Origin of the sequence: Streptomyces malaysiensis subsp. samsunensis (assembly GCF_024519315.1) — a bacterium.
GTDB lineage: Bacteria > Actinomycetota > Actinomycetes > Streptomycetales > Streptomycetaceae > Streptomyces > Streptomyces malaysiensis.
The window spans coordinates 48,989-71,313 of sequence record NZ_JANIIC010000011.1 but is presented as its reverse complement, the minus strand read 5'-3'; the positions used below and the strand labels follow the sequence as shown (position 1 = coordinate 71,313).

Here is a 22,325-nt window from a genome sequence, read left to right as displayed (position 1 = left end):
GTCGGACCGGGCCAGGGGCCTTCGTCAGACCGGACTGGGGGCGTTGGTCAGCAGATACGCCCCGTAGAGACAGGAGAGCCCGGCCAGGGCGCCGCCCGCCAGGACGGCGGCGCCCGGCCGGGCTTTCGCCATCGCCAGCGCCGCCGGGATCAGCAGCGGAAAGGCCGGCAGCAGAAAGCGCGGCTTGGACGCGAAGTAGTTCGAGCTGGCGAACGCGACGAACACCAGGGCGAGGGTGTAGACGACCAGTGGCAGCGGCGGCGGGCGCAGCGCGAGGCAGCCGAGGGAGATCAGCGAGGCGCTGATGACGATCAGGGCGATGTAGTGCGGCAGCGGGCCGTTGCCCATGATCAGCGCGCGGGCGGTGTGGAAACCGCTCACCCCGAAGTCGAGATACGTGCCCCAGTTGTCCTGGACGTCCAGATAGCCGCGCCAGGTGCCGCGCCGCACCCCCACCCAGCCCGCGTAGCCGAGCCAGCCGAGCGGTGCCAGCGCCGCGCCCGCCCACACCCGCCAGGACGTATGTCCGCGGTGCCGCCAGATCTCGGCGGCCGCGCATACGCACACCGCGGCCGCGACCGCGAGCCCGTTGGGCCGGGTGGCCCCCGCGCACAGCGCGAGCGCCCCGGCCCACACCCAGCGCCGGGTCAGCAGCGCGTGCAGCGACCAGGCCGCCAGCGCCGTCAGCAGCGACTCCGTGTACCCCATGGACTCGATGACCGCATGCGGCAGCAACCCCCACAGCACGACCAGCATCAGGGCCACCCGCCGCCCGTACAGCCGCTCCCCGACCGCGTGGATGCCCCAGGCCGCGAGCCCCGCCGTGGTCCAGGCGATCAGCAGCCCGGCCGTCACCGGGGAGAGCGGGACGACGCCGGTGACGGCCCGGATCAGCCCCGGGTAGAGCGGGAAGAACGCCAGATCGCTGAAGGTCAGGCCGGGGTGGGTGACGGAGGGGCGGTCGGTGCCGTAGCCGTGCTGGGCGATGCCCACGTACCAGAGGCCGTCCCAGTAGTGCCCGAGCTGGTTCCGCGGATGCTTCCCGATCCGCCAGGCCCCCACCGCCACGCAGACGACCCCGGCGGCCCGCACCGTCGCGTACACCGCCAGCGCGAGCCACGCCCGCCCCAGCGACGCCCCCAACCGCCCCAGCACCCGCCGCCGCGCGCCCGGCCGCCGGGGCGGCTCCGGGGCCCGTGTGGACGCGGCGGTGTCGGCGGACACGGAAACCTCCGGTGCGGGCACACGACGGACATGCGCCGAGCCCCCGGGAGGGGACGGACCAGGGGGCTCGGCGGACACACCGACCATCCGTCAGCGCGCGGCCGCCCGCGACCTGGGAAGTCCGACCGGGGGATACGGAGGAGGAACCGGAGGCGCCGCGTCAGCCCACGGCGAGGGTCTTCAGACGGGCCACGGCGTCCGTAAGGACCTCCTCGCGCTTGCAGAAGGCGAAGCGCACGAAGGGGGAGCCCTGGTCCTGGTGGTCGTAGAAGACCGCGTTCGGGACGGCGACCACTCCGCAGCGCTCGGGGAGGGAGCGGCAGAAGGCGAAGCCGTCGGTTTCGCCGAGGGGCCGGATGTCGGTGGTGATGAAGTAGGTGCCCGAGGGGCGGAAGACATGGAAGCCCGCGCCGGTCAGCCCGTCGGCCAGCAGATCGCGCTTGGCGCGCAGATCCTCGCGGATGCCGTGGAAATAGGCGTCGGGGAGGCGCAGCGCCTCGGCGACCGCGTACTGGAACGGGCCCGCCGAGACATAGGTGAGGTACTGCTTGGCCGAGCGCACCGCCGTGACCAGCTCGGGAGTGCCGGTCACCCATCCGACCTTCCACCCGGTGAAGGAAAACGTCTTGCCGCCGCTGCTGATGGTGACGGTCCGCTCGCGCATCCCGGGGAAGGAGACGAGCGGGGTGTGCTCGGTGCCGAAGACGAGGTGCTCGTAGACCTCGTCGGTGACCACCAGCAGATCGCGCTCGACGGCGAGCTCGGCGACCGCGGCCAGCTCATCGTGGGTGAGCACGGTGCCGGTGGGGTTGTGCGGGGTGTTGAGCAGGATGAGCCGGGTGCGGTCGGTGACGGCGGCGCGCAGCTCGTCCAGGTCGAGGCGGAAGGTGTCGCCGTCGGGGCGGAGGGTGACGGGGACGCGCACGCCGCCGGCCATGGCGACACAGGCCGCGTACGAGTCGTAGTACGGCTCCAGCGCGATCACCTCGTCGCCCGGCTCCACCAGCGCCAGCAGCGACGCCGCGATGGCCTCGGTGGCGCCCGCGGTGATCAGCACCTCGGTGTCGGGGTCGAACCCCAGTCCGTACCAGCGCCGCTGGTGCTCGGCGACCGCGGTGCGCAGCTCGGGCACGCCGGGGCCGGGCGGATACTGATTCCCCCGGCCGTCCCGCAGCGCCCGCACGGCCGCCTCACGCACCTCCTCGGGGCCGTCGGTGTCCGGAAAGCCCTGCCCCAGATTGATCGCGCCGGTGCGCACGGCGAGGGCGGACATCTCGGCGAAGATCGTGGTCCCGAAGGCAGCCAGTCGGCGATTGAGCGGCGGTCGTCCCATGGCGCCCATACTCCGCCGAACATCCGGCCTTCCTCAACCCACCCCTGGGCCGGGCGCGCAATGGTCCGGGGTTTTCATCCCCGCGACATAGATCGCAGCGTGCTGATCGCACTCCCGCACCTCATAGGCCGATCAGTCGCACGCGGCCATCGCAGAGCTTGGCCATGTCGTCGGTGTCGGAGGTGAGTACGGCGACGGTTGGCGGCTGGCGTAGTGCCGCCTCGGCGACGGTGGCGTCGATCGCGTATTTGTGCCCGTGCAGTCCCGCTGACTTGAGCAGTTCGGCGGCTGCCTTGGCTGCCTGTTCGGTGACGGGTTCGACCTTGACCCGTGAGAGGGCCCAGTGCAGGCGTGGGAGGTTCACTCGTGAATGGCTGACTTCGACGATGGTGTTGGCGCTGACGACGAGATCAGCTCCCGTTTCATGGAACACCTGGAACATCGCGAGGACCTTCCGGTCCTGGGCAACCCAGGCGGACAGCCCCTGGGAGTCCAGGACGACGGTCTCGAGATGTGTGCTCACGCGGCGTCCGTATGGTCGGCACGGTCGGCGGTGCCGAAGATCTTGGCGCGGGCTTCGGCCAGCTCTTCGTCCGTGAAGGCACCTTGCTCTTCCTGATGGCGCCGTAGATCGTCGCCGAGGAGTTGGTGCCGGATCTGGCGGGCCACCGCTTCAGCCACATAGCCGGACACGTTGTCCGTGAGCTTGCGCAGCTCGGCGACCTGCTCGGTGGGCAGGGTGACGGTGATGCGTGTCGTGGCGGACATGAGTCGAGCATACTCCAGTATGCGTCCGATCGATGTCCGAATGCCGTGACCGGTGCGGGGCACACTCGCTGGTTTTCTGCGGTCGTTTTTGGCTGCGGGATACGTGGGTACTCGGCCGGGTCGGAATCCATCGGCTGTGATCGATCGCCGTTGTCGGAGTGGTGAGGCCCCGCGGGAGGCGCGATGGCCAAGCAGAAGACACAGTCGGCCGGGGCCTGGCCGCGGCTTCGGCTGGCGGACTGGGCGGAGGCCCGGGACACGCTGCATATGTGGACCCAGATCGTCGGGAAGATCCGGCTGGACCACGCGCCGCCGATCAATCAGTGGTGGCAGGTGACCTTGTATGTCACCCCGCGAGGGCTGAGTACGTCCACGATCCCGTATCGGACCGGAGCGTTCGATATCGAGTTCGATTTTGTTGACCATCGGCTGGGGATCCGGGTCAGCGATGGAAGCCGGCGGGAGCTGGTGCTGGAGTCGAAATCGGTGTCGCAGTTCTATGCCGAGGTCATGGGGGCGCTGGGGGACCTGGGGATCCAGACGCGGATGTATCCCCGGCCGAACGAGGTGGCACTGGCGATCCCGTTCCCGGAGGACCATCGGCATGCGGCGTATGACCCGTACGCCGTACGGCTCTTCTGGGGGCAGTTGCTGAGCGCGCACCGGGTGTTCGGGGATTTCCGTTCCCATTTCGCCGGTAAGGCCAGCCCCGTGCACTTCTTCTGGGGTGCGATGGATCTGGCGGTCACCCGCTTCTCCGGCCGTCCCGCGCCGCCGCATCCCCCTGGCGGTGTGCCCAACCTGCCGGACCGCGTGACGCGGGAGGCGTATTCCGTCGAGCTGTCCAGCTGCGGGTTCTGGCCCGGCGGGGGCGAGGAGGGCGGCTTCTACGCGTACGCCTACCCCGAACCCCCCGGCTTCGCCGACCATCCGGTCCACCCCGCGACGGCCTCGTACCAGCGGGGCGCCGGTGAGTTCGTCCTCCCCTATGAGGCGGTCGCCACCGCACCCGACCCGGACCGGACGCTGGCCGAATTCCTGCACAGCACCTACGTGGCGGCCGCCGAACTGGGCGATTGGAACCGTTCGGTGCTGGAAACCGACCCGCACCATTGGGAGCACCGTTAGCGGGGAAAGGGGCGCGTCAGGGCCAGACGTTGGCCTGTGCCCGGAACGTCTCGGGGTCGGTCTCCACGGGCAGTACGCACACCACATGGCCGCCGGGCACTCGAAGCACCTGGCACTCCTGCCACTGGGAAATCCGCTCGGCGCCCAGGGCGAGCAGGCGCGCGGTTTCCGCCTCGACGTCGTCGGTCTCGAAGTCCAGGTGGATACGGGGTGCGTCGTCGACCGCTTGGACGGCGGTGACCAGCCCCGGCAGGGCCTCGTGGAGCGTGGTGAATTGCGGCTGTGGCGTGAACGGCTCAGCGGTGACGCCGAGCGCCGCCGACCAGAAGGCGGTCGCCCGGGCGGCCTCGGCTTCGGGCGCGTCGATCAGAACGGCGTACACACGGCTCCTGTGCATGCACGGCAACTACCCCCATGAGCCGGCGGTCAGTCGAACCTCTGGACTTCCTCAACTTCGCTTTCGACCCGTGTGAGGTCGGGCATGGGACCCGGCAGGTACGAAGCGGTACCTCGCTACGGGGGTTGGAAGGAGAGTGAGGACCATGGGTCCTGTTGTCATCTTGGTCGTGCTGGCGTTCACGTTCGCGGCGCTCGCCGCGCTCGGCGCCGGTCGGTCGAAGGGGTACAGCGGGCGGCGCAAGCGGTCCTGGGGCGCCGGGTCCAGTGGGGCCGCCGGCGGCGGCTGGTGGGCCGGTGGCGACGGCGGTGGTGGTGGCCATCACGGGGGTGGTCACCACGGCGGCGGTGGCTGCGGCGGCGGAAGCGGCTGCGGTGGTGGGGGTGGCTGTGGTGGCGGCGGCGGTGGTGGTGGCGGTGGCTGCGGAGGGGGTGCCTGACCCGCCGCGGTTCCCGCGGCCCTTACGGTTCACGCCGTTCTCACGGCTGTTAATCGATGAGCCCGCGCCGGGCGCGCCAACGTGCGCCGGGCGCGGGCTTGTTGAACACTTGACCTAAAGGGCGCCCTAGGGGGTGGAAACCCGGCGAAGGTGGGTAAAAACGATGTGGCGCCCAGCATTTCATGATTCCGTATACCACCATCGACCTTACGGCCCCACGTGGGCACGAGCCGGCGTAAGCGCATGCCCCTGGTCCACTTGGACCACCGCGGGGCGAGCTGGCCCAACTCTTTTCCATTGCGTGCTTGCGGAGCCGATCCATGCTCACGATCCTCAAGACTGCTTACACCGATACCCGCGCCGCTGACCTCGCCTGGGGCCTGGGACGGGAGCCGCTTCCCGCCCTCGCTGTGCTCGATCTTCAACTCCATGATTTCGCCGTTCAGTTGAGGCTGCTGGGAGCCTCGCACCAGGTCCTCCTCGAAGGGGAGGGCAGCCGTTGCTCGGAGACCGTGGCCTGTATGTCCGGCAACAGCACCCCGCTTCCGCTGGGGGTTTCCACGCTTGTCGACGGCCGCGAGTACGAATTCGCGGCGCGCGTCGAGGAACTGTCGCAAGGGGCCTTCGCCGGGCGGGCGCAGGAACTGCTCGCGCTGGTGGCCGACCATCCGCACGGGCTGGCCGGTACGTTCCCCGGCAGTCCCAACGCGTTCACGGCGCTGCTCGCGCAGTGGCACGAGGGCACGGTGGGGTGGCGGACCTGGCATGCCTACCCCCAGGAGGGGCGGTTGGTCACCACCCGCACCTGTATAGGGGCCCGGGTGCCGGCCGCGCTCCGGCCGCCGGGTGCGGGCGGGCTCGACATGGGCGGACTGCCGAACGGGCTGCCGAACGGACCGTCGGGCGGGATGGCGGACGGGACGTCGGGTGGGGTGTCGTCCCAAATGCCGTGCGTCTGACGGGGATCGGGAATACCCCTGAGGCCATCGATACCGGATGTGTGAACGGCGAAGCGCTCGTGTGGGGGACGAGACGTAAGCGATATGTGACGTAACGTTCCCTTTGTGATCGATTCGCCGATGTCCGCCGTCTCGGATGCGCCGTCGTCGCCGGAGTCCGGCCCTCCGGCTCGGCTGCCCGTGCGGGCGGGGCTCGGCCGCTTTCTCGTTCTCGGCACGGTCTTCGTCTGCGCCGCCTGCGGGCTCGTCTATGAGCTCGAACTCGTCGCGCTGGCCTCGTATTTGGCGGGTGACTCGGTCACCCAGGCGTCCGTGGTGCTCTCCGTGATGGTCTTCGCCATGGGCGTCGGCTCGCTGCTGGCCAAGCGGCTGCGCTGCCGGGCCGCCGTGGGGTTCGGCGCGATCGAGGCCGCCCTCGCGCTCGTCGGCGGCTGCTCGGCGATGGCGCTGTACGCGTGCTTCGCATGGGGCGGTCACTCGCGCCCCGCGCTCGTCGGCTTCTCGTTCGCCATCGGTGTGCTCATCGGGGCCGAGGTGCCGCTGCTGATGACGCTCATCCAGCGGGTGCGCAGGCAGGACGCGGGCGGCGCGGTGGCCGATCTGTTCGCGGCGGACTATGTGGGCGCGCTCGTCGGCGGGCTCGCCTTTCCGTTTCTGCTGCTGCCCGCGTTCGGGCAGCTGACCGGCGCGCTGGTCACCGGCGCGGTCAACGCGGTGGCGGGCGGGGCGCTGGTGCTCTGGCTGTTCCGCCGCGATCTGACCGTACGGGCGCGGTGGACGCTGATCGTCGCCAATGGGCTGGTGCTCGCCGCGCTGGCCGCAGGTGCCCTGCTGACCCCCTCCTTCGAGCGGGCCGCCCGGCAGGCCGTCTACGGACCGGGGGTGCGGGTCGCGCTGCGCACCGGTGAGCAGGAGATCGTGCTCGTGGGCGGGGGGACGAGCGGACGGCCGCTGTCGCTCTTCCTCAACGGGCGGCTGCGGGTCAGCGGGCGTGACGAGGTCCGCTACCACGAGGGTCTGATCCACCCGGCGATGGCCGCCGGACCACACGGCCGGGTCCTGGTGCTGGGCGGGGGCGACGGGCTCGCGGCGCGCGAGATCCTGCGGTACGCGGGGGTCCGGTCGGTGACCGTCGTGGAGCGCGACGCGGAGGTGGTGCGGCTGGCCCGGCTGGATCCGGGCCTGTCCGCGCTCAATGGCGGCGCCTACCGCGATCCGCGGGTGCGGGCGGTGACGGCGGACGCCTTCGACTGGCTGCGCCGGCCCATGGCGTACGACGTGGTGGTCTGCGATCTGCCCGCTCCCGAGCTCACCCCGAGCACCAAGTACTACTCCCAGGAGTTCTACGGTCTGGCCGAGCGGGCGCTGGCCCCCGGCGGCCGGCTGGTGGTCCACGCCGGGCCGCTGGAGCCCGATCCGCGGGCGTTCTGGACGGTGGACGCGACGATGCGATCGGTCGGGCTGCGGACCGCGCCCTACGTGATCGATGCGCCCGGCCCCGGCCGTGGCCGCCCGCACGACTGGGGCTTTGTGCTGGCGGCGCGCTCTCCGGTGGGGCTGCGGCTGGCCGCGCACAGCCCGCGGCCCCGCTCGCTGACGGAGGAGGGGCTGCGGGCGGCCCGCCGCGCGGCCGAGCGGGGCCGGGAGTCGGGGCTGCCCCCTTCGACGTTGATGCATCCGCGCTACGGGGAGTGAGGAGCCCGCGCAGGGCACCTTGAGTTTGTGGCCCGTCGCGGTTTGTGGCCCGTCGCGGTCTGTGGTCGGTCGCGGTCTTTGGTCGGTCATGGTCTGTGGTCGGTCTGTGGTCTGTCACGGTCTGTGGCTCGCCGCGGTTTGTGGGCCGCCTCTCTCCGAGCGGGGCGCTCGGTGGGGGTGAGGACGCCCTGTCGGGCACGCGCCGCACGGACCTCCGGGACGCGGGCACGGGCACGGGCGCGGGCCCGCGTCCCGGGCAGGCGTGCGGGTCGGCGCTCGGGCGCCGGTGTCCGCCCGCACGCTGGGGGCGCGCGCCCTCGGCCCATGCCTGATGGGGGTGCGCGCCGCGGGCAGCGCGGGCCCCGCGGGGGCAAGGTCGCGATGGCCAGCCTGTGGCGGCGCGCCGGAAAGTTGACCGGGAACGGGTCTCAGGGAACGTGCGATGGGTACTGTCTTGACCTATGGAGCATGAGGTGTTCGTTCCGTTTCCTGTCGACACCGTCCGGCTGGCGCTCGCGGAGCCCGCCCGCGTCGCTCGTTGCGTTCCCGGGCTCCAGCAGGACGCCGATGAGGCCGCCGGGCCGCTCGCCGGCCGGCTGCGGCTGCGCATCGGCGGGTCCACCATCACCTACCGCGGCTCGCTGCGCGTCGTCCCGCGCGCCGACGCGTTCGAGGTCGAGGGCGAGGGCACAGAGGCGCGTGGCAGCGGCTCGGTGAAGCTGGCGCTGACCGTGACGCCGAAGCCCGTCGCGGGCGGTACGGAGCTGATCTGCGCCGGGACGGTCCACAGCGAGGGGCGGCTGGCCGAGTTCGACGAGGAGGCGGCCGCGACGGTGGCCCGCCGCCTGCTGGACCGGTTCGCCTCGGCGCTCGCGGCCGGGCTGGAGGCGTCCCCGATCCCCGCGCCCACCGAGGACGAGGTCCCCGGCGCGCCCACCGACGAGGCCACCGATGCGGGCGCGGCCCCGGGCGCCGCCGCCGCGGAGGAGTCCGGGCTGCCGACCGAGGCCGAGCTTCCGCTGTCGGCCGACGACACGGACCTCGACGACGTCGGCGATCTCGAGGATCTCGACGAGGCGGACGCCGTCGAGGAGCCCGTCGGCTTCGGCGACCTCGGCGATCTCGATGACCTGGACGAGGAGCCCCCGGCCGAGGCCGCCCACGCCCGCCGCACGATGATCGGCCGGTCCACCGAGGAGGTCGACCACGCCCCGCCGCGCGGCCGCTACGCCCCGGTCCCCGCGCCCGAGACCGTCTCCACCAGCGTCGCACTGCGCTGGGCCGCGCCCGCCGCGGCCGTCGTGCTCGCCTCGGTCGTCGTCGTGGGCCGTCGCGTACTTCGCCGCCGCCGATGAGCGTATGCGCATAGGGTCGGTAGTTGTGACGACCGAAGAGACAGCGGAGACCAGGGGCGTCCGGCTGACCGCCGGGGACGCCGAGCTGACCGTCTCACCCGAGAACGGCTGCCGTATCGGTTCACTGCGCATCGGCGGTACGGAGCTGCTGCGGCAGGGCCCGCGGTTCGGGTCGTTCCCGATGGTGCCGTGGTGCGGCCGTACCGCGCTGGGCCGGTTCCGCAACGGCGGGCGGACCCACCAATTGCCCGTCAACTCCCCGCCGCACGCGATCCATGGCACCGGCCGGAACGTCGCATGGAGCCCGGCCGGCACCGGGCAGTCCAGCGCGGCGTTCACCTACGACCTCGCCGACCCCTGGCCGTACGAGGGCCGGGTCACCCAGACCTTCGAGCTCTCCCCGGACAGCCTGACCGTCACCATGAGCGTGGAGACCGAGGGCGATTCCTTCCCGGCGCAGGCGGGCTGGCACCCGTGGTTCCTGCGGAACCTGGGCGAGGGCGGCGCCGATGCCGAGATCGCCTTCGACGCCGCATGGCAGGAGGAGCGCGGGGAGGACCACCTCCCCACCGGCCGCCGGATCGCGCCCAGGCCCGGCCCCTGGGACGACTGCTTCGGCATGCCGCAGGGGGTGGACGTGACGCTCACCTGGCCCGGCCGGCTCGAGCTGAAGGTCACCAGCCGGACGGAGTGGGTGGTCATCTACGACGAGCAGGCGGAGGCGGTGTGCGTCGAACCGCAGTCCGGCCCGCCGAACGGGCTCAACCTCATGCCGCGCCTGGTCACCCCCATCGATCCGCTGGAGATCTCCATGACCTGGAGCTGGCGCGCACTGGCCTGACGGAGGCGGAGCGGCTTGGGGGAGGCGGAGCGGTCTGACGGGGCTGAGCCGGCTGACGGAGGCGGAGTGGCTTGGGGGGTTACCGGGGCCACCGCATAAGCTCATGCGCATGAGCGATGCGCGTGACGCCCTGCGGCAGCAGATCAAGGACAAGGCCGTGGTCCACGGCAAGGTGACCCTCTCCTCCGGGCGTGAGGCCGACTACTACATCGACCTGCGCCGGATCACCCTGGACGCCGAGGCCGCGCCGCTGGTCGGCCAGGTCATGCTCGACACCACGGCCGATCTGGAGTACGACGCGGTGGGCGGGCTGACGCTGGGCGCCGACCCGGTGGCCACGTCCATGCTGCATGTGGCCGCCGCGCGCGGGCGCCGGCTCGACGCCTTCGTGGTCCGCAAGGCCCAGAAGACGCACGGGATGCAGCGGCGGATCGAGGGCCCGGATATCGCGGGCCGCCGGGTGCTGGTGGTCGAGGACACCTCCACCACCGGCGGTTCGCCGCTGACCGCGGTGGAGGCGGCGCGGGAGGCGGGAGCGGAGGTCGTCGCGGTCGCGACGATCGTCGAGCGCGGCGCCGCGTCGGCGATCGCGGACGCCGGGCTGGCGTATCTCCCGGCGTACTCGCTTGCCGACCTCGGACTGGGCTGAATCTGCCGAATGAATCCTGCTGAGCTGATTCCCGCTGAGCGGATTCCTGCTGAGCTGATTCCTGCGAGGGTGGGAGAGGCGGGAGGTTTCACGTGAAACCCCCACCCCCGTCCGTGTGGTCTCGGCGTGCGCCGTGTGGAGCAATCGACGGAGTCTGGAATTATGGCCCCGACGATGACGTCGCCCCTAGGTCAGGGCCAAGTACGACTAACCCGCACATACAAGGAGCGGTCAGATGCCCATCGCATCCCCTGAGATCTACAACGAGATGCTCGACCGGGCGAAGGCGGGCAAGTTCGCCTACCCGGCGATCAACGTGACCTCGACGCAGACTCTGCACGCCGCCCTGCGCGGCTTCGCCGAGGCGGAGAGCGACGGCATCGTCCAGATCTCCACCGGTGGTGCCGAGTTCCTGGGTGGCCAGTACAAGAAGGACATGGTCAGCGGTGCCGTCGGTCTCGCCGAGTTCGCGCATGTCGTCGCCGAGAAGTACCCGGTCAACATCGCCCTGCACACCGACCACTGCCCCAAGGACAAGCTGGACGGCTATGTCCGTCCGCTGATCAAGATCTCGCGGGAGCGTGTCGAGAAGGGCCAGAACCCGCTGTTCCAGTCCCATATGTGGGACGGCTCCGCCGAGACGCTCGCCGACAACCTCGACATCGCGCAGGAGCTGCTCGCCGAGGCGGGCAAGGCGAAGATCATCCTCGAGGTCGAGATCACCCCGACCGGTGGCGAGGAGGACGGCGTCACGCACGAGATCAACGACAAGCTCTACACGACGGTCGACGACGCCCTGCGCACCGCCGAGGCCCTCGGCCTGGGCGACAAGGGCCGCTACCTGCTGGCCGCCTCCTTCGGCAACGTCCACGGCGTCTACAAGCCGGGCAATGTCGTCCTCCGCCCGGAGCTGCTGCGTGAGCTCCAGGACGGTGTCGCCGCGAAGTACGGCAAGCAGGACCCGTTCTTCTTCGTCTTCCACGGCGGCTCCGGCTCCACGGAGGAGGAGATCCGCACCGCGCTGGAGAACGGCGTGGTGAAGATGAACCTCGACACGGACACCCAGTACGCCTTCACCCGCCCGGTCGCGGACCACATGTTCCGCAACTACGACGGGGTGCTGAAGGTCGACGGCGAGGTCGGCAACAAGAAGACCTACGACCCGCGGAGCTGGGGCAAGCTGGCCGAGACGGGGATGGCCGAACGGGTCACCAAGGCTTGTTCGCACCTTCGGTCCACGGGGACGAAGCTGAAGTAGTTCTTCCCGGCTCCACCGGGCCCGGCGCTCGCCTTCACGGCGAGTCGCCGGGCCCGTTCGCGGTCACGGAAGCCGGTTGTGGGCGACCGTTCCGCGGAGGGGCCACCTCCCAGCGGTAGCCGCGGGGGCACCTCCCCGGTGGTGGCCGGGGGAGGAACCGTGGGCACAATCGGCCCCCGGGCCGCGACAGGGAACGGCGGGCGCCGCACCCATGGGCTGGCCTCACAGGGGCAACGCAGGGGATGATCCAGGTATGGGCGGCTCCACGCCCGGAGCGGGGCACGCTCCGGGGACCGGTCGGCCGGTACCACTGTCCGTGCCGGCCGGGCGGTGGCTTGTGTTCACCACCGTGCTGGGCTCCGCCATGGCCCTCCTCGACAGCACCGTCGTCAATGTCGCCCTGCCGCGCATCGGGCTCGACCTGGGCGCCGATCTCGCCGTCTTGCAGTGGACCGTCAACGCCTACATGCTCACCCTCGCCGGGCTGATCCTGCTCGGCGGGTCGCTCGGGGACCGGTTCGGGCGGCGGCGGGTGTTCGTCACCGGGGTGGTGTGGTTCGCGCTGGCCTCGCTGGCGTGCGGGCTGGCGCCGAACGCCGGGGTGCTGATCGCCGCGCGTGCGTTCCAGGGCATCGGCGGGGCGCTGCTCACCCCCGGGTCGCTGGCGCTGATCCAGTCGGTGATCCACCCCGATGACCGGGCGCGGGCGATCGGGCTGTGGTCCGGCTTCGGCGGGATCGGGGCGGCGATCGGGCCGTTCCTCGGCGGCTGGCTGGTGGACGGGCCCGGCTGGCGCTGGGTGTTCTTCATCAATGTGCCACTGGCGGCGGTGTGTGTGCCGGTCGCTTTGCGCCACGTACCGGAGACCAGCGATCCGCGGGCACACGGCCGGTTCGACGTGCTCGGCGCGGTGCTGGGGGCGGCGGCCCTCGGCCTGGTGACCTATGCGCTGATCGCCGCGCCGCAGAAGGGCGCCTCGCCCGCCGTGGTGGTTCCGGCCGTCGCCGGGCTGGCGCTGGGAGCGGTCTTCGTCGCCGTGGAGCGGAGGCTGCGCGAACCGATGCTGCCGCTCTCCATCTTCTCCTCGCACCAGTTCACCGCCGTCAACGCGGTGACCCTGTGCGTCTACGCGGCCTTCGGCGGCTTCTTCTTCCTCTCGGTGCTCGACCTCCAGGTGGTCGTGGGTTACTCCGCGCTCGTCGCCGGTACCGCGCTGTTGCCCACGACCATGCTGATGCTGCTGCTGTCGGCCCGTTCGGGCGAGCTGGGCAAGCGCATCGGCCCGCGGATCCCGCTGACCGTCGGCCCGCTGCTGTGCGCGGCGGGGATGCTGCTGATGACCCGGGCCGGGGTGGGGGCGGTGTACTGGCGGGACATCCTGCCCGCGCTGGTGGTGCTGGGCATGGGCATGGTGGTCGTGGTCGCCCCGCTCACCGCGACCGTCCTGGCCTCGGTGGACGTCGCCCGCGCGGGTCTGGCCAGCGGGGTCAACAACGCGGCGGCCCGCGCGGCGGGCCTGGTCGCGGTGGCGGCGCTGCCGCTGCTCGCGGGGATGGGCCCGGAGGCGTACCGATCGGCGGACGCGTTCGCGGACACCTTCCGGCGGGCGATGCCGATCTGTGCCGGGGTGCTGGTGCTGGGCGCGGTCATCGCGTGGCGCACGGTGAGCTCGAGCGCCCTGGAGCAGGCGGGCCCGGAGCCGGGCGCGGAGGCGGTCGCGGGGCCGGGGATGGAAGCGGGTGTGCCGGAGGCGGAAGCGGGTGCGGAGCCTCGCGTGGAGCCGGTCGTGGCGCCGGAGGGGGCCGAGGTCGCCGCGCGGCGGGCGGAGCGGCCGCCGTGCCGCCCCGAGTGCACATATCACTGCGGTGTGGGCGCGCCGCCCCTGGACCCGGGCGAGGAAGGCCCCCGCACCTGACCCGTGCCGTCTTCGCACGTGACTCGCGCCGTCTCCGCACCTGACCCGCGTCCTCTTCGCACCTGACCCGCGCGCCCACTTCGTGCCGGACGCGCCCCTCGGATCGACGGCCACATGGCTTGAGCGTGTCGGGTGGGGCCCCGGACCAGGCAGACTGGAACCCATGGCCATTCACGAGAACCTGCTCGGGGGACCGCCCCCGACCCATCTGCCCGACGATCCCGAGCCCCGGGAGCTGCTCGCCTCCGGCGCGGCCCCGTCCGAGGTCGCCGCGAAGTACCCGGCCTCCTCGCTCGCCTGGGCGCAGCTCGCCGACGAGGCATTCGAGGCCGGCCGGGTGGTCGAGTCCTACGCGTACGCCCGCACGGGCTACCACCGTGGACTCGATGCCCTGCGCCGCAGCGGCTGGAAGGGCCACGGCCCGGTGCCCTTCGAGCATGAGCCCAACCGTGGCTTCCTGCGCGCCCTGCACGCGCTCGCACGCGCCGCGCAGGCCATCGGCGAGCAGGAGGAGTACGAGCGCTGCTCGACCTTCCTGCGCGAGAGCTCCCCGACCGCGGCGGACACGCTCTCCTGATCCGCCGCTGGTGATCCGCCGCTTCTGATCTGCCGCCTCTGAACTGCTCGGCTCCGTTGATTCGGCTCTGCTGAATCGGCTCCGCTTAGGCGTGACGAGGCGCACCGGGCCTGTGGGGTGTCGTATGCCCCACGGGCCCCTTCCGTACTTGCCGATCGCCCGTGCGGCGCGGATGATGCGGTGCGGGGCCCCTTTGGCTGTGGGCCCCGAGGGGACCGGAGCTCCGAGACCGAGAGGAAGGGGCGGACCGCTACCCGGTAGCGAGCAGTACCTCAGGAGATGCGATGTCGCAGCAACCTGTCCCTGAACACGCCGCGCCGAGCGGGGCCGAGGCCGAAGCGCCTCATCTGGATTTCGACGGCACCACCCCGTACGAGGACTACGTCCAGGCGTCCGTGCTCACCCACCTCCAGCACCCACTCTCCGACGACCCCGGCGAGATGGTGTTCCTGGTCACCACCCAGGTCATGGAGCTGTGGTTCACCGTCCTCGTCCATGAGTGGCACACCGCCGCGCAGGCGCTGCGCGAGGACGATCTGCCCACCGCGATGGCCGCGCTCCAGCGCTCGGCCTACGAGCTGGAGTCGCTCAACGCCTCCTGGACGCCACTGGCCCATCTCACCCCCGGCCAGTTCAACGCGTACCGCTCCGCGCTCGGCGAGGGCTCCGGCTTCCAGTCGGCGATGTACCGGCGGCTGGAGTTCCTGCTCGGCGAGAAGTCCCCGTCCATGCTCGTCCCGCACCGGGGCGCGCCGCAGGTCCACGCCGAACTGGAGAAGGCGCTGACCGAGCCCAGCCTCTACGACGAGGTGCTGCGCTATCTCGCCCGCCGCGGCCTCGCCGTCCCGGCGTCCGCGCTGGACCGCGATCCCGCCCTGCGCTACGAACCGGATCCGGGCGTGGAGCGGCTCTGGGAGGAGATCTACTCCGGTCCGCGCGACGGTGAGCTGATCCGGCTCGGCGAGGCGCTCACCGAGGTCGCCGAGCTGGTGTGGCGCTGGCGCAACGACCACCTGGTGGCGACCCGGCGGGCGATGGGCGCCAAGACGGGGACGGGCGGCTCGGCCGGGGTCGCCTGGCTGGAGAAGCGCGCGGCCAAGACCGTCTTCCCCGAGCTGTGGACGGCGCGCAGCCATGTCTGACGCGACGATCCCCACGGAGTCGGCCGACGCCGAGCCGACCGGTACCGAAGCCGAGGTGGACGGTGCTCAAGCCGAGTCGGCCGGTGCTGGAGCCGAGTCGGCCGGTGTTGAGCCGACCGGCACGCGGCCCGCTCCGGCTGAGTCCGCTCCCGCCGGGACGGGTGCGGCCGAGCCCGGTCTGACCGAGGACGAGACCGGTCTGCCCCCGGCCGCCCTCACCGACGAGGCCGCCAGGCTCGACGCGGCCGACCGGCTGCGCGCCAAGCGCGACGCCTTCACCCTCGACGACGTCATCTATCTCGACGGCAACTCACTGGGCGCCCTGCCGCGCGCCGTCCCGCCCCGGCTGGCCGATGTGGTCGCCCGCGAATGGGGGCAGCTGCGCATCCGCTCTTGGGAGGAGAGCGGCTGGTGGACCGCGCCCGAGCGGATCGGTGACCGCGTCGGCCGGCTCATCGGCGCCGCCCCCGGCCAGGTGGTCGTCGGCGACTCGACGAGCGTGAATGTCTTCAAGGCGGTCGTCGCGGCCGTACGGATGGCTCAGGAGCGCGGTGCCCACCGCGATCAGATCCTGGTCGACGAGGCCACCTTCCCCACCGACGGGTATATCGCCGAGTCCGCCGCCCGGATGACCGGCTGCACCCTGCGGCCGGTGGCCGCGGGCGACGTCCCCTCCGCTGTCGGCTCCCGGACCGCCGTCGCGCTCGTCAACCACGTGGACTACCGCACCGGCCGCCTCCACGACCTGCCCGGGACCACGGCCGCCGTACACGCGGCGGGCGCGCTCGTGGTGTGGGACCTGTGCCACAGCGCGGGCGCCCTGCCGGTCGGGCTGGACGCCCACGGCGTGGACCTCGCGGTCGGTTGCACGTACAAGTACCTCAACGGCGGGCCCGGCGCGCCCGCGTATCTGTACGTCGCGCGTGCGCATCAGCCCGGCTTCGACTCCCCGCTGCCCGGCTGGAACTCGCATGCCGACCCCTTCGGCATGGCCTCCGCCTACACCCCGGCCGACGGAGCGGTCCGCGGCCGCGTCGGCACCCCGGACATCCTCTCGATGCTGGCGCTGGAGGCCGCGCTCGAGGTGTGGGACGACGTGACGATCGAGGACGTCAGGGCCAAGAGCCTGGCCCTGACGGACTTCTTCCTCCGCTGCGTCGAGGACTACGCCCCGGCGGGCCGCATCCGGTCCCTCACCCCCGCCGCACACACCGAGCGCGGCAGCCAGGTGGCGCTGCGGTGCGCGGACGCGGGGGAGGTGATGGCGGAGCTGGTGCGGCGCGGTGTCGTGGGCGACTTCCGCCGCCCCGATGTGCTGCGCTTCGGCTTCACCCCGCTGTACACGGGCTTCGCCGAGGTGGAGCGGGCGGCGCGGGTGCTGGCCGCCGTGCTGAAGGAGGGCTGACCGATGGGCGGGGCGGCGGCCGAGGAGACGTCGGTCTTCGGGCTCGCCCCCGTGGCCCCGGACCGGACCGTCGCGTACGGCGAACACCCGGACCAGGTGGTGGACTTCTACTTTCCGCCCCGGGGAATGCCTGGCGAACCGCCCGGGGGAACGCCCGTCGACCTGCCCAGGGGAATGCCTGGCGACCCGCCCGGGGGAACGCCCGTCGACCTGCCCCGGGGAATGCCTGGCGAACCGCCCGGGGGAACGCCCGTCGACCCGTCCCGGGGAATGCCTGGCGACCCGCCCGGGGGAACGCCCGTCGACCCGCCCAGGGGAATGCCTGGCGACCCGCCCGAGGGAACGTCCCTCGACCCGCCCAGGGAAACGCCCGGCGACCCGCCCGGGGCGCGGTGGGCCCCCCGTCCCGCTCCGCTGGTCCTCCTCTTCCACGGCGGCGCCTGGCGCGCCCCCTACGACCGCCGCCATGTCTCGCCCTTCGCCGCGTTCCTGGCGGGGCGGGGCCTGGTCGTGGCGTCGGTCGAGTACCGCCGGGGTGCGGTGGGCGCGGACGGTGATGGCTACCTGGAGCCGTCGCGCCCCGCGCGGGCGGGGCGGTGGCCGGAAACGCTGGACGACATCGCGGCCGCCGTGGACACCGTGCCGGGCCTCGCCCGGGAGCTCGGGCTCGGAGGTCCCGGGGACCCAGGGGCGGTCGACCCGGACCGCGTGGTGCTCACCGGGCACTCCGCGGGCGGCCACGCCGCGCTGTGGGCCGCGGCCCGGCATCGGTTGCCGTCCGGCACTCCCTGGCATCTGCCCTCCCCCTCCCCGCTCCGCGGTGTCGTCGCCCTCGCCCCCATCGCGGACTTCGCCACGGCCCATGCGCTGGACGTCTGCTCCGGTGCCGTCGGCGAACTCCTCGGCGACGGCGCCGAACTGACGGCCCGGCTGGCCTTCGCCGACCCCGCCGCGCTGCTGCCCACCGCGATCCCCACCACCATCGTGCAGGGCGGCACCGACAGCGATGTGCCACCGGCGGTCGCGGACGCCTTCGCGGCGGCCGCGGCCCTGGCCGGGCAGGACGTACGGCTGGTCAGGACCGAGGGCGGACACTTCCCGCCGATCGACCCCACCACGCCCGTCGCCCACACGGTCGCCGACGAAATCGCCCGCCTGGCCGGGCCGCCCCCGGCTTCGTAGTACCGGGCGCCCCCGGCCTGGTAGTGGCGGGCGATGCGCGGCCTCGCGGTCCTGGGCCCACCCGGCCTCGCAGCACCAGGCGACGGCCACCGCATAGCCCCGGGCCTCACCCTGCCTCGTAGCGCCGGACCCCACCCGGTCCCGTAGCCCCGGGCCCCGGGCGACGCGTGGCCGCGTGGTCCCGGGCTTCCTCCCCGGCTCGGCAGCGCGGGCCCCACCCGGCCACCCTGCCCCGGGTCGCCCCTGCCCCGGGTCGCCCCGGCCCCGTAGCCCGCGCCCCGCACTCGGCCGCGGTCCCGCACCCGGCCGCGGGGTGCGCACCCAGCCGCGCAGAGGCCGCCCCCGGCCCCGTAGCATCGACCCACACCCACACCCACACCCACACCCACACCCACACCCCCGGACCGCCGCCCCCCACGTAGTACTTGAGGCGGACCCCGCACAATCCACATTCCCGGGGACGACGGCGCGGGGCGCGCTCTCTACCGTGGTCGGCGTGACCCAGACGATTCCGCGGACCGAACTCCGCACCATCCGCCGGGCGTTGTCCGATCTGCGGAAGGACTTGATCACCGGCGCCTTCGCGCTCCGCCCGCTGCCGCCGCTCGGCGCCACGCATCCGCTGGTGCGCAAGGTGCCCCGGTCGGCCCGGCCATACGCGCCGTGGCTGCCACAGGCCGCGATCGCGGCCTTCGCCTTCTACCTCATGGCCGTGGCGAACGAAACCGAGGGCGTGGGGACGGCTCTGCTCAGCGGCGCGCCCCTGCTGCTGGCGCTCTACCGGCCGATCGGCGCCTGGTGGCTGTCCTTCGCGGCGAGCGTCATCTGGAGCCTGGTTGCCCCCGAACCGGTCGGAAGCAGCATGTGGCCCTGGCCGGCGACCCTCTTCGCCTCGCATGTCGCGGTGATGGTGATCGTCGCGAGCCAGAACCGCCCGCGGGTGGCCGGGCAGATGCTGCTGCTCACGGCAGCGTTCGGGATCGCCTGCGATTTCAGCGCCGTTGGGGGGCACACGAACGCCTTCCCCATGGTGGTCACCTCCGGCGTCATCGTGGGCGCCGTCGTCTCCCGGCGCAGTCTGCGCGAGACCAAGCAGCAGGTGGCCGTGCAGCAGTCGGCCACCTACGAGGAGCGCTCGCGCCGCACGCTGCTGGAGGAGCGCGCGACCATCGCCCGTGAGCTGCACGATGTCGTCGCGCACCATATGTCCGTGATCGCCATCCAGGCGGAGGCGGCGCCCTACCGGGTGGCGAACCCGCCCGAGGAGCTGGCCACCAGCTTCGCGACCATCCGCGAGAACGCGGTCGCCGCACTCACCGAACTCCGCCGCGTCCTCGGCGTCGTACGCGCCGACGACCCCGATGCCTACGCCGACGCCGACCCCGAGGCGCCCCAGCCGACCCTCGCCACGCTCGACACGCTCTTCGCGGGGGTCCGGGCGGCGGGGCTGACCGTCGAGCACATCATCACCGGCGCCGTACGCCCGCTGCCCTCCGGTGTGGAGCTGTCCGCCTACCGAATCGCCCAGGAGGCGCTCTCCAACGCGCTGCGCCACGCCCCCGGGAGCACCGCCCGCGTCGAGGTCGCCTATGTCCTCGGCGGTCTGGGCCTGCGGATCGTCAACGGCCCGCCCACCCAGGCCGTACGGCCCTCCCCGGGCATGGGCCACGGGCTGCTCGGGATGCGGGAGCGCGTGGCGATGCTGAACGGGGAGATGACGGCGGGAGCGGTGGAGGAGGACGGCGGCTACGAGGTCGCGGTCTTCATCCCGGTCGCCGCGGCCGCGGAAGAAGCGGAGGCGTCCGGACCGGAGCCATCGACCCCGAAGCGCGGGCCCGCCTCCGAGGCATCCGCACCGAAGCGCGGGCCCGCATCCGAGCCATCGACCCCGAAGCAGGGGCCCGGACTCAAGAAGGGCCCCGCCCCGGAGGCATCGGGACCGAGGAAGGGCCCCGCCCCGGCGGGGGAGACGATCAAGCCATGACCACCGACGCCTCCACCCCGGCCACTCCGCCTGCCCTCCCCACCTCTCCCATCCGCGTGCTGATCGCCGACGATCAGGTGATGGTCCGCGAGGGTTTCTCCGTGCTGCTGAACGCCCAGCCCGATATCGAGGTCGTCGGCGAGGCGGTCGACGGGCGCCAGGCCATCGCCCAGGTCGCCGCCCTGCGCCCCGATGTGGTCCTGATGGACATCCGGATGCCGGAGGTCAACGGCCTCGAGGCCACCCGTGAGATCGTCGCGGCGGACGCGGACGCCAAGGTGCTCGTCCTGACCACCTTCGATCTGGACGAGTACGTCTACCAGGCGCTGCGCTCCGGAGCGAGCGGCTTTCTGCTCAAGGACGCCTCCGCCCGTCAGCTCGGCGAGGCGGTACGGGTTGTGGCGGCGGGCGAGGCGCTGCTCGCGCCGACCGTCACCAAGCGTCTGATCACCACGTTCTCGCGGATCGGCGAGGCGGCCGGGTTCGGCGTCCCGCTGCCCTCCCCGCAGGGCCGGCTGGCGGAGTTGACCGAGCGGGAGAACGAGGTCCTGGTGCTGGTCGCCCAGGGCTGCTCCAACGCCGAGATCGCCGAGCGGCTGATCGTGGCCGAGTCGACGGTGAAGACGCATGTCAGCCGGATCCTGGTGAAACTGGGGCTGCGCGACCGCACCCAGGCGGCGGTGTTCGCCTACGAGGTGCGTCTGGTGACCCCCGGGGGCTGACCGGGCCGGGCGCGGTACCGTCCGGGGATGAGCAGCAGCGCCGAAGCCCCCGTCTTCGACCCCTGGCGGCCGTCGTTCGTCGCGGACCCGTATCCGGCCTACGCCGAGCTGCGCGAGGGCGGCCGGGCCCACTGGTTCGAGCCCTCCCGCCAGTGGCTGATCCCGCGCCACGCGGATGTCAGCGCCCTGTTGCGGGACCGCCGGCTCGGCCGCACCTATCTCCATCGCTTCAGCCATGAGGAGTTCGGCCGCACCGCGCCGCCGCCCGAGCACGAGCCGTTCCACACCCTCAACGACCACGGCATGCTCGATCTCGAACCGCCGGACCACACCCGGCTGCGCCGCCTCGTCTCCAAGGCGTTCACCCCGCGGACGGTCGAGGCGCTGGTGCCGACGATCCAGCGGCTCGCGGGGGAACTCGTCGACTCCTTCGTGGCCTCGGGCGGCGGCGATCTCATCGCGGCGGTCGCCGAACCGCTGCCGGTCGCCGTCATCGCCGAGATGCTGGGCATTCCGCCGGCCGACCGCCCCGCGCTGCGGCCCTGGTCCGCGGAGATCTGCGGAATGTACGAGCTGAGCCCGAGCGAGGAGACGGCGCGCCGGGCCGTGCGCGCGTCCGTGGAGTTCTCCGCCTATCTGCGCGGGCTGATCGACGAGCGCCGCAAGTCCCCGGGGGACGATCTGATCAGCGGGCTCATCGCCGCGTACGACGAGGGCGACCGGCTCACCGAGCAGGAGATGATCTCCACCTGTGTGCTGCTCCTCAACGCGGGCCACGAGGCCACGGTGAATAGCACCGGAAACGGCTGGTGGGCGCTCTTCCGCCACCCCGAGCAGCTCGCCGCGCTCCGCGCCGACCCCGACGCGCTGCTGCCCACCGCCGTGGACGAACTCCTGCGCTTCGACACCCCGCTCCAGCTCTTCGAGCGCTGGGTGCTGGAGGACATCGAGGTCGGCGGCACGGTCATCCGGCGTGGCAGTGAAGTCGCGCTGCTCTTCGGCTCGGCCAATCGGGATCCGGCCCGGTTCGACCGCCCCGACGACCTCGATCTCTCCCGGGCCGACAATCCCCATGTCAGCTTCGGCGCCGGGATCCACTACTGCCTGGGCGCCCCGCTGGCCCGTCTGGAACTCATGGCCTCCTTCGGCGCCCTGCTCCGCAAGGCGCCCGGGATGCGGCTGGTCAGGGAGCCGGAGCGGGGGACGAACTTCGTCATCCGCGGGCTGCGGGAGCTGCTGGTCGAAATCTGAGCGGAGTCGGCGGAGACGGCAGAGCCGACGCGGCCGGGACGGCCAGGACGGTCAGGACGGCCAGGACAGACGAGCCCCCCGTTGTCCACAGCCTGTGGGCA

Annotated in this window: 21 protein-coding genes; 16 read left to right on the top strand and 5 right to left on the bottom strand. The window is 72.4% G+C overall.

The genetic code is table 11. The features are described 5' to 3' along the window. Nucleotides 1–24 precede the first annotated feature (24 nt). The 4 genes from NQU54_RS12115 to NQU54_RS12100 form a co-directional block, all read right to left on the bottom strand. The gene (locus NQU54_RS12115) at nt 25–1,224 is read right to left on the bottom strand and encodes a putative hexosyltransferase (RefSeq protein WP_257631048.1); all 1,200 of its coding nucleotides are present in this window, start codon (nt 1,222–1,224) and stop codon (nt 25–27) included. A 160-nt stretch (nt 1,225–1,384) separates the two neighbouring features. Further along, on the bottom strand, nt 1,385–2,557 hold the full coding sequence (locus NQU54_RS12110; RefSeq protein ID WP_257631047.1) for a pyridoxal phosphate-dependent aminotransferase: 1,173 nt from the start codon (nt 2,555–2,557) through the stop codon (nt 1,385–1,387). Between the two features lie 121 nt (nt 2,558–2,678). Beyond that, nucleotides 2,679–3,080: a PIN domain-containing protein gene (locus tag NQU54_RS12105; RefSeq protein ID WP_257631046.1), complete on the bottom strand. Its 402-nt coding sequence runs from the start codon at nt 3,078–3,080 to the stop codon at nt 2,679–2,681. Further along, entirely contained in the window at nt 3,077–3,325 is a 249-nt protein-coding gene (locus NQU54_RS12100) for a type II toxin-antitoxin system CcdA family antitoxin (RefSeq protein ID WP_102935284.1), read from the bottom strand. The genes NQU54_RS12105 and NQU54_RS12100 overlap by 4 nt, the downstream gene beginning before the upstream one ends. A 183-nt stretch (nt 3,326–3,508) precedes the next feature. Between NQU54_RS12100 and NQU54_RS12095 the strand changes: the two genes are divergently transcribed. Further along, complete coding sequence (locus NQU54_RS12095; protein WP_257631045.1) at nt 3,509–4,453, top strand: DUF5996 family protein; 945 nt, start codon at nt 3,509–3,511, stop codon at nt 4,451–4,453. A gap of 16 nt (nt 4,454–4,469) precedes the next feature. On the opposite strand, the gene NQU54_RS12090 is transcribed toward NQU54_RS12095, so the two are convergent. Next, nucleotides 4,470–4,835 carry a VOC family protein gene (locus NQU54_RS12090; RefSeq protein ID WP_257631044.1) on the bottom strand — a complete coding sequence of 122 codons (366 nt, stop codon included), beginning with the start codon at nt 4,833–4,835 and terminating at the stop codon, nt 4,470–4,472. Between the two features lie 160 nt (nt 4,836–4,995). On the opposite strand from NQU54_RS12090, the gene NQU54_RS12085 reads away from it, so the two are divergent. The 15 genes from NQU54_RS12085 (at nt 4,996) to NQU54_RS12015 (ending at nt 22,224) form a co-directional block, all read left to right on the top strand. Then, nucleotides 4,996–5,289: a hypothetical protein gene (locus NQU54_RS12085; protein ID WP_162502112.1), complete on the top strand. Its 294-nt coding sequence runs from the start codon at nt 4,996–4,998 to the stop codon at nt 5,287–5,289. Between the two features lie 320 nt (nt 5,290–5,609). After that, nucleotides 5,610–6,248: a DUF2617 family protein gene (locus NQU54_RS12080; RefSeq protein WP_257631043.1), complete on the top strand. Its 639-nt coding sequence runs from the start codon at nt 5,610–5,612 to the stop codon at nt 6,246–6,248. 120 nt (nt 6,249–6,368) lie between these two features. Further along, complete coding sequence (locus NQU54_RS12075; RefSeq protein WP_257631144.1) at nt 6,369–7,943, top strand: polyamine aminopropyltransferase; 1,575 nt, start codon at nt 6,369–6,371, stop codon at nt 7,941–7,943. A gap of 461 nt (nt 7,944–8,404) precedes the next feature. Then, nucleotides 8,405–9,298 carry an SRPBCC domain-containing protein gene (locus NQU54_RS12070; protein ID WP_257631042.1) on the top strand — a complete coding sequence of 298 codons (894 nt, stop codon included), beginning with the start codon at nt 8,405–8,407 and terminating at the stop codon, nt 9,296–9,298. Nucleotides 9,299–9,323: 25 nt separating this feature from the next. Next, nucleotides 9,324–10,139, top strand: a complete 816-nt coding sequence (locus NQU54_RS12065) for an aldose epimerase family protein (RefSeq protein WP_257631041.1) — start codon at nt 9,324–9,326, stop codon at nt 10,137–10,139. A gap of 103 nt (nt 10,140–10,242) precedes the next feature. After that, entirely contained in the window at nt 10,243–10,788 is a 546-nt protein-coding gene (gene pyrE, locus NQU54_RS12060; RefSeq protein WP_069872729.1) for an orotate phosphoribosyltransferase, read from the top strand. A gap of 235 nt (nt 10,789–11,023) precedes the next feature. Then, entirely contained in the window at nt 11,024–12,046 is a 1,023-nt protein-coding gene (gene fbaA / locus NQU54_RS12055; RefSeq protein ID WP_167502553.1) for a class II fructose-bisphosphate aldolase, read from the top strand. A 253-nt stretch (nt 12,047–12,299) separates the two neighbouring features. Then, on the top strand, nt 12,300–13,961 hold the full coding sequence (locus NQU54_RS12050) for a DHA2 family efflux MFS transporter permease subunit (RefSeq protein ID WP_257631040.1): 1,662 nt from the start codon (nt 12,300–12,302) through the stop codon (nt 13,959–13,961). Nucleotides 13,962–14,124: 163 nt separating this feature from the next. Next, nucleotides 14,125–14,538: a DUF3151 domain-containing protein gene (locus tag NQU54_RS12045; protein ID WP_069872736.1), complete on the top strand. Its 414-nt coding sequence runs from the start codon at nt 14,125–14,127 to the stop codon at nt 14,536–14,538. Nucleotides 14,539–14,822: 284 nt separating this feature from the next. Then, entirely contained in the window at nt 14,823–15,680 is an 858-nt protein-coding gene (locus NQU54_RS12040) for a tryptophan 2,3-dioxygenase family protein (protein WP_257631039.1), read from the top strand. Further along, nucleotides 15,673–17,085: a kynureninase gene (gene kynU, locus NQU54_RS12035; RefSeq protein WP_257631038.1), complete on the top strand. Its 1,413-nt coding sequence runs from the start codon at nt 15,673–15,675 to the stop codon at nt 17,083–17,085. Before NQU54_RS12040 ends, kynU begins: the two co-directional genes overlap by 8 nt. A 3-nt stretch (nt 17,086–17,088) precedes the next feature. Continuing rightward, on the top strand, nt 17,089–18,267 hold the full coding sequence (locus NQU54_RS12030; protein ID WP_257631037.1) for an alpha/beta hydrolase family protein: 1,179 nt from the start codon (nt 17,089–17,091) through the stop codon (nt 18,265–18,267). Nucleotides 18,268–18,763: 496 nt separating this feature from the next. Beyond that, nucleotides 18,764–20,251: a sensor histidine kinase gene (locus NQU54_RS12025; protein WP_257631036.1), complete on the top strand. Its 1,488-nt coding sequence runs from the start codon at nt 18,764–18,766 to the stop codon at nt 20,249–20,251. Next, nucleotides 20,248–20,973 carry a response regulator gene (locus NQU54_RS12020; RefSeq protein ID WP_257631035.1) on the top strand — a complete coding sequence of 242 codons (726 nt, stop codon included), beginning with the start codon at nt 20,248–20,250 and terminating at the stop codon, nt 20,971–20,973. The genes NQU54_RS12025 and NQU54_RS12020 overlap by 4 nt, the downstream gene beginning before the upstream one ends. Nucleotides 20,974–21,000: 27 nt before the next feature. Beyond that, complete coding sequence (locus tag NQU54_RS12015; protein ID WP_257631034.1) at nt 21,001–22,224, top strand: cytochrome P450; 1,224 nt, start codon at nt 21,001–21,003, stop codon at nt 22,222–22,224. The last annotated feature ends 101 nt before the right edge of the window (nt 22,225–22,325 follow it).

Excerpts from the sequence above, each read along its gene's own strand:
- fbaA (WP_167502553.1), top strand. The coding sequence starts at position 11,024 with ATGCCCATCGCATCCCCTGAGATCTACAACGAGATGCTCGACCGGGCG.
- NQU54_RS12040 (WP_257631039.1), top strand. The coding sequence starts at position 14,823 with ATGTCGCAGCAACCTGTCCCTGAACACGCCGCGCCGAGCGGGGCCGAG.
- kynU (WP_257631038.1), top strand. The coding sequence starts at position 15,673 with ATGTCTGACGCGACGATCCCCACGGAGTCGGCCGACGCCGAGCCGACC.
- NQU54_RS12030 (WP_257631037.1), top strand. The coding sequence starts at position 17,089 with ATGGGCGGGGCGGCGGCCGAGGAGACGTCGGTCTTCGGGCTCGCCCCC.
- pyrE (WP_069872729.1), top strand. The coding sequence starts at position 10,243 with ATGCGCATGAGCGATGCGCGTGACGCCCTGCGGCAGCAGATCAAGGAC.
- NQU54_RS12085 (WP_162502112.1), top strand. The coding sequence starts at position 4,996 with ATGGGTCCTGTTGTCATCTTGGTCGTGCTGGCGTTCACGTTCGCGGCG.
- NQU54_RS12080 (WP_257631043.1), top strand. The coding sequence starts at position 5,610 with ATGCTCACGATCCTCAAGACTGCTTACACCGATACCCGCGCCGCTGAC.
- NQU54_RS12045 (WP_069872736.1), top strand. The coding sequence starts at position 14,125 with ATGGCCATTCACGAGAACCTGCTCGGGGGACCGCCCCCGACCCATCTG.
- NQU54_RS12075 (WP_257631144.1), top strand. The coding sequence starts at position 6,369 with ATGTCCGCCGTCTCGGATGCGCCGTCGTCGCCGGAGTCCGGCCCTCCG.
- NQU54_RS12070 (WP_257631042.1), top strand. The coding sequence starts at position 8,405 with ATGGAGCATGAGGTGTTCGTTCCGTTTCCTGTCGACACCGTCCGGCTG.
- NQU54_RS12050 (WP_257631040.1), top strand. The coding sequence starts at position 12,300 with ATGGGCGGCTCCACGCCCGGAGCGGGGCACGCTCCGGGGACCGGTCGG.
- NQU54_RS12020 (WP_257631035.1), top strand. The coding sequence starts at position 20,248 with ATGACCACCGACGCCTCCACCCCGGCCACTCCGCCTGCCCTCCCCACC.
- NQU54_RS12100 (WP_102935284.1), bottom strand. The coding sequence starts at position 3,325 with ATGTCCGCCACGACACGCATCACCGTCACCCTGCCCACCGAGCAGGTC.
- NQU54_RS12015 (WP_257631034.1), top strand. The coding sequence starts at position 21,001 with ATGAGCAGCAGCGCCGAAGCCCCCGTCTTCGACCCCTGGCGGCCGTCG.
- NQU54_RS12110 (WP_257631047.1), bottom strand. The coding sequence starts at position 2,557 with ATGGGACGACCGCCGCTCAATCGCCGACTGGCTGCCTTCGGGACCACG.
- NQU54_RS12095 (WP_257631045.1), top strand. The coding sequence starts at position 3,509 with ATGGCCAAGCAGAAGACACAGTCGGCCGGGGCCTGGCCGCGGCTTCGG.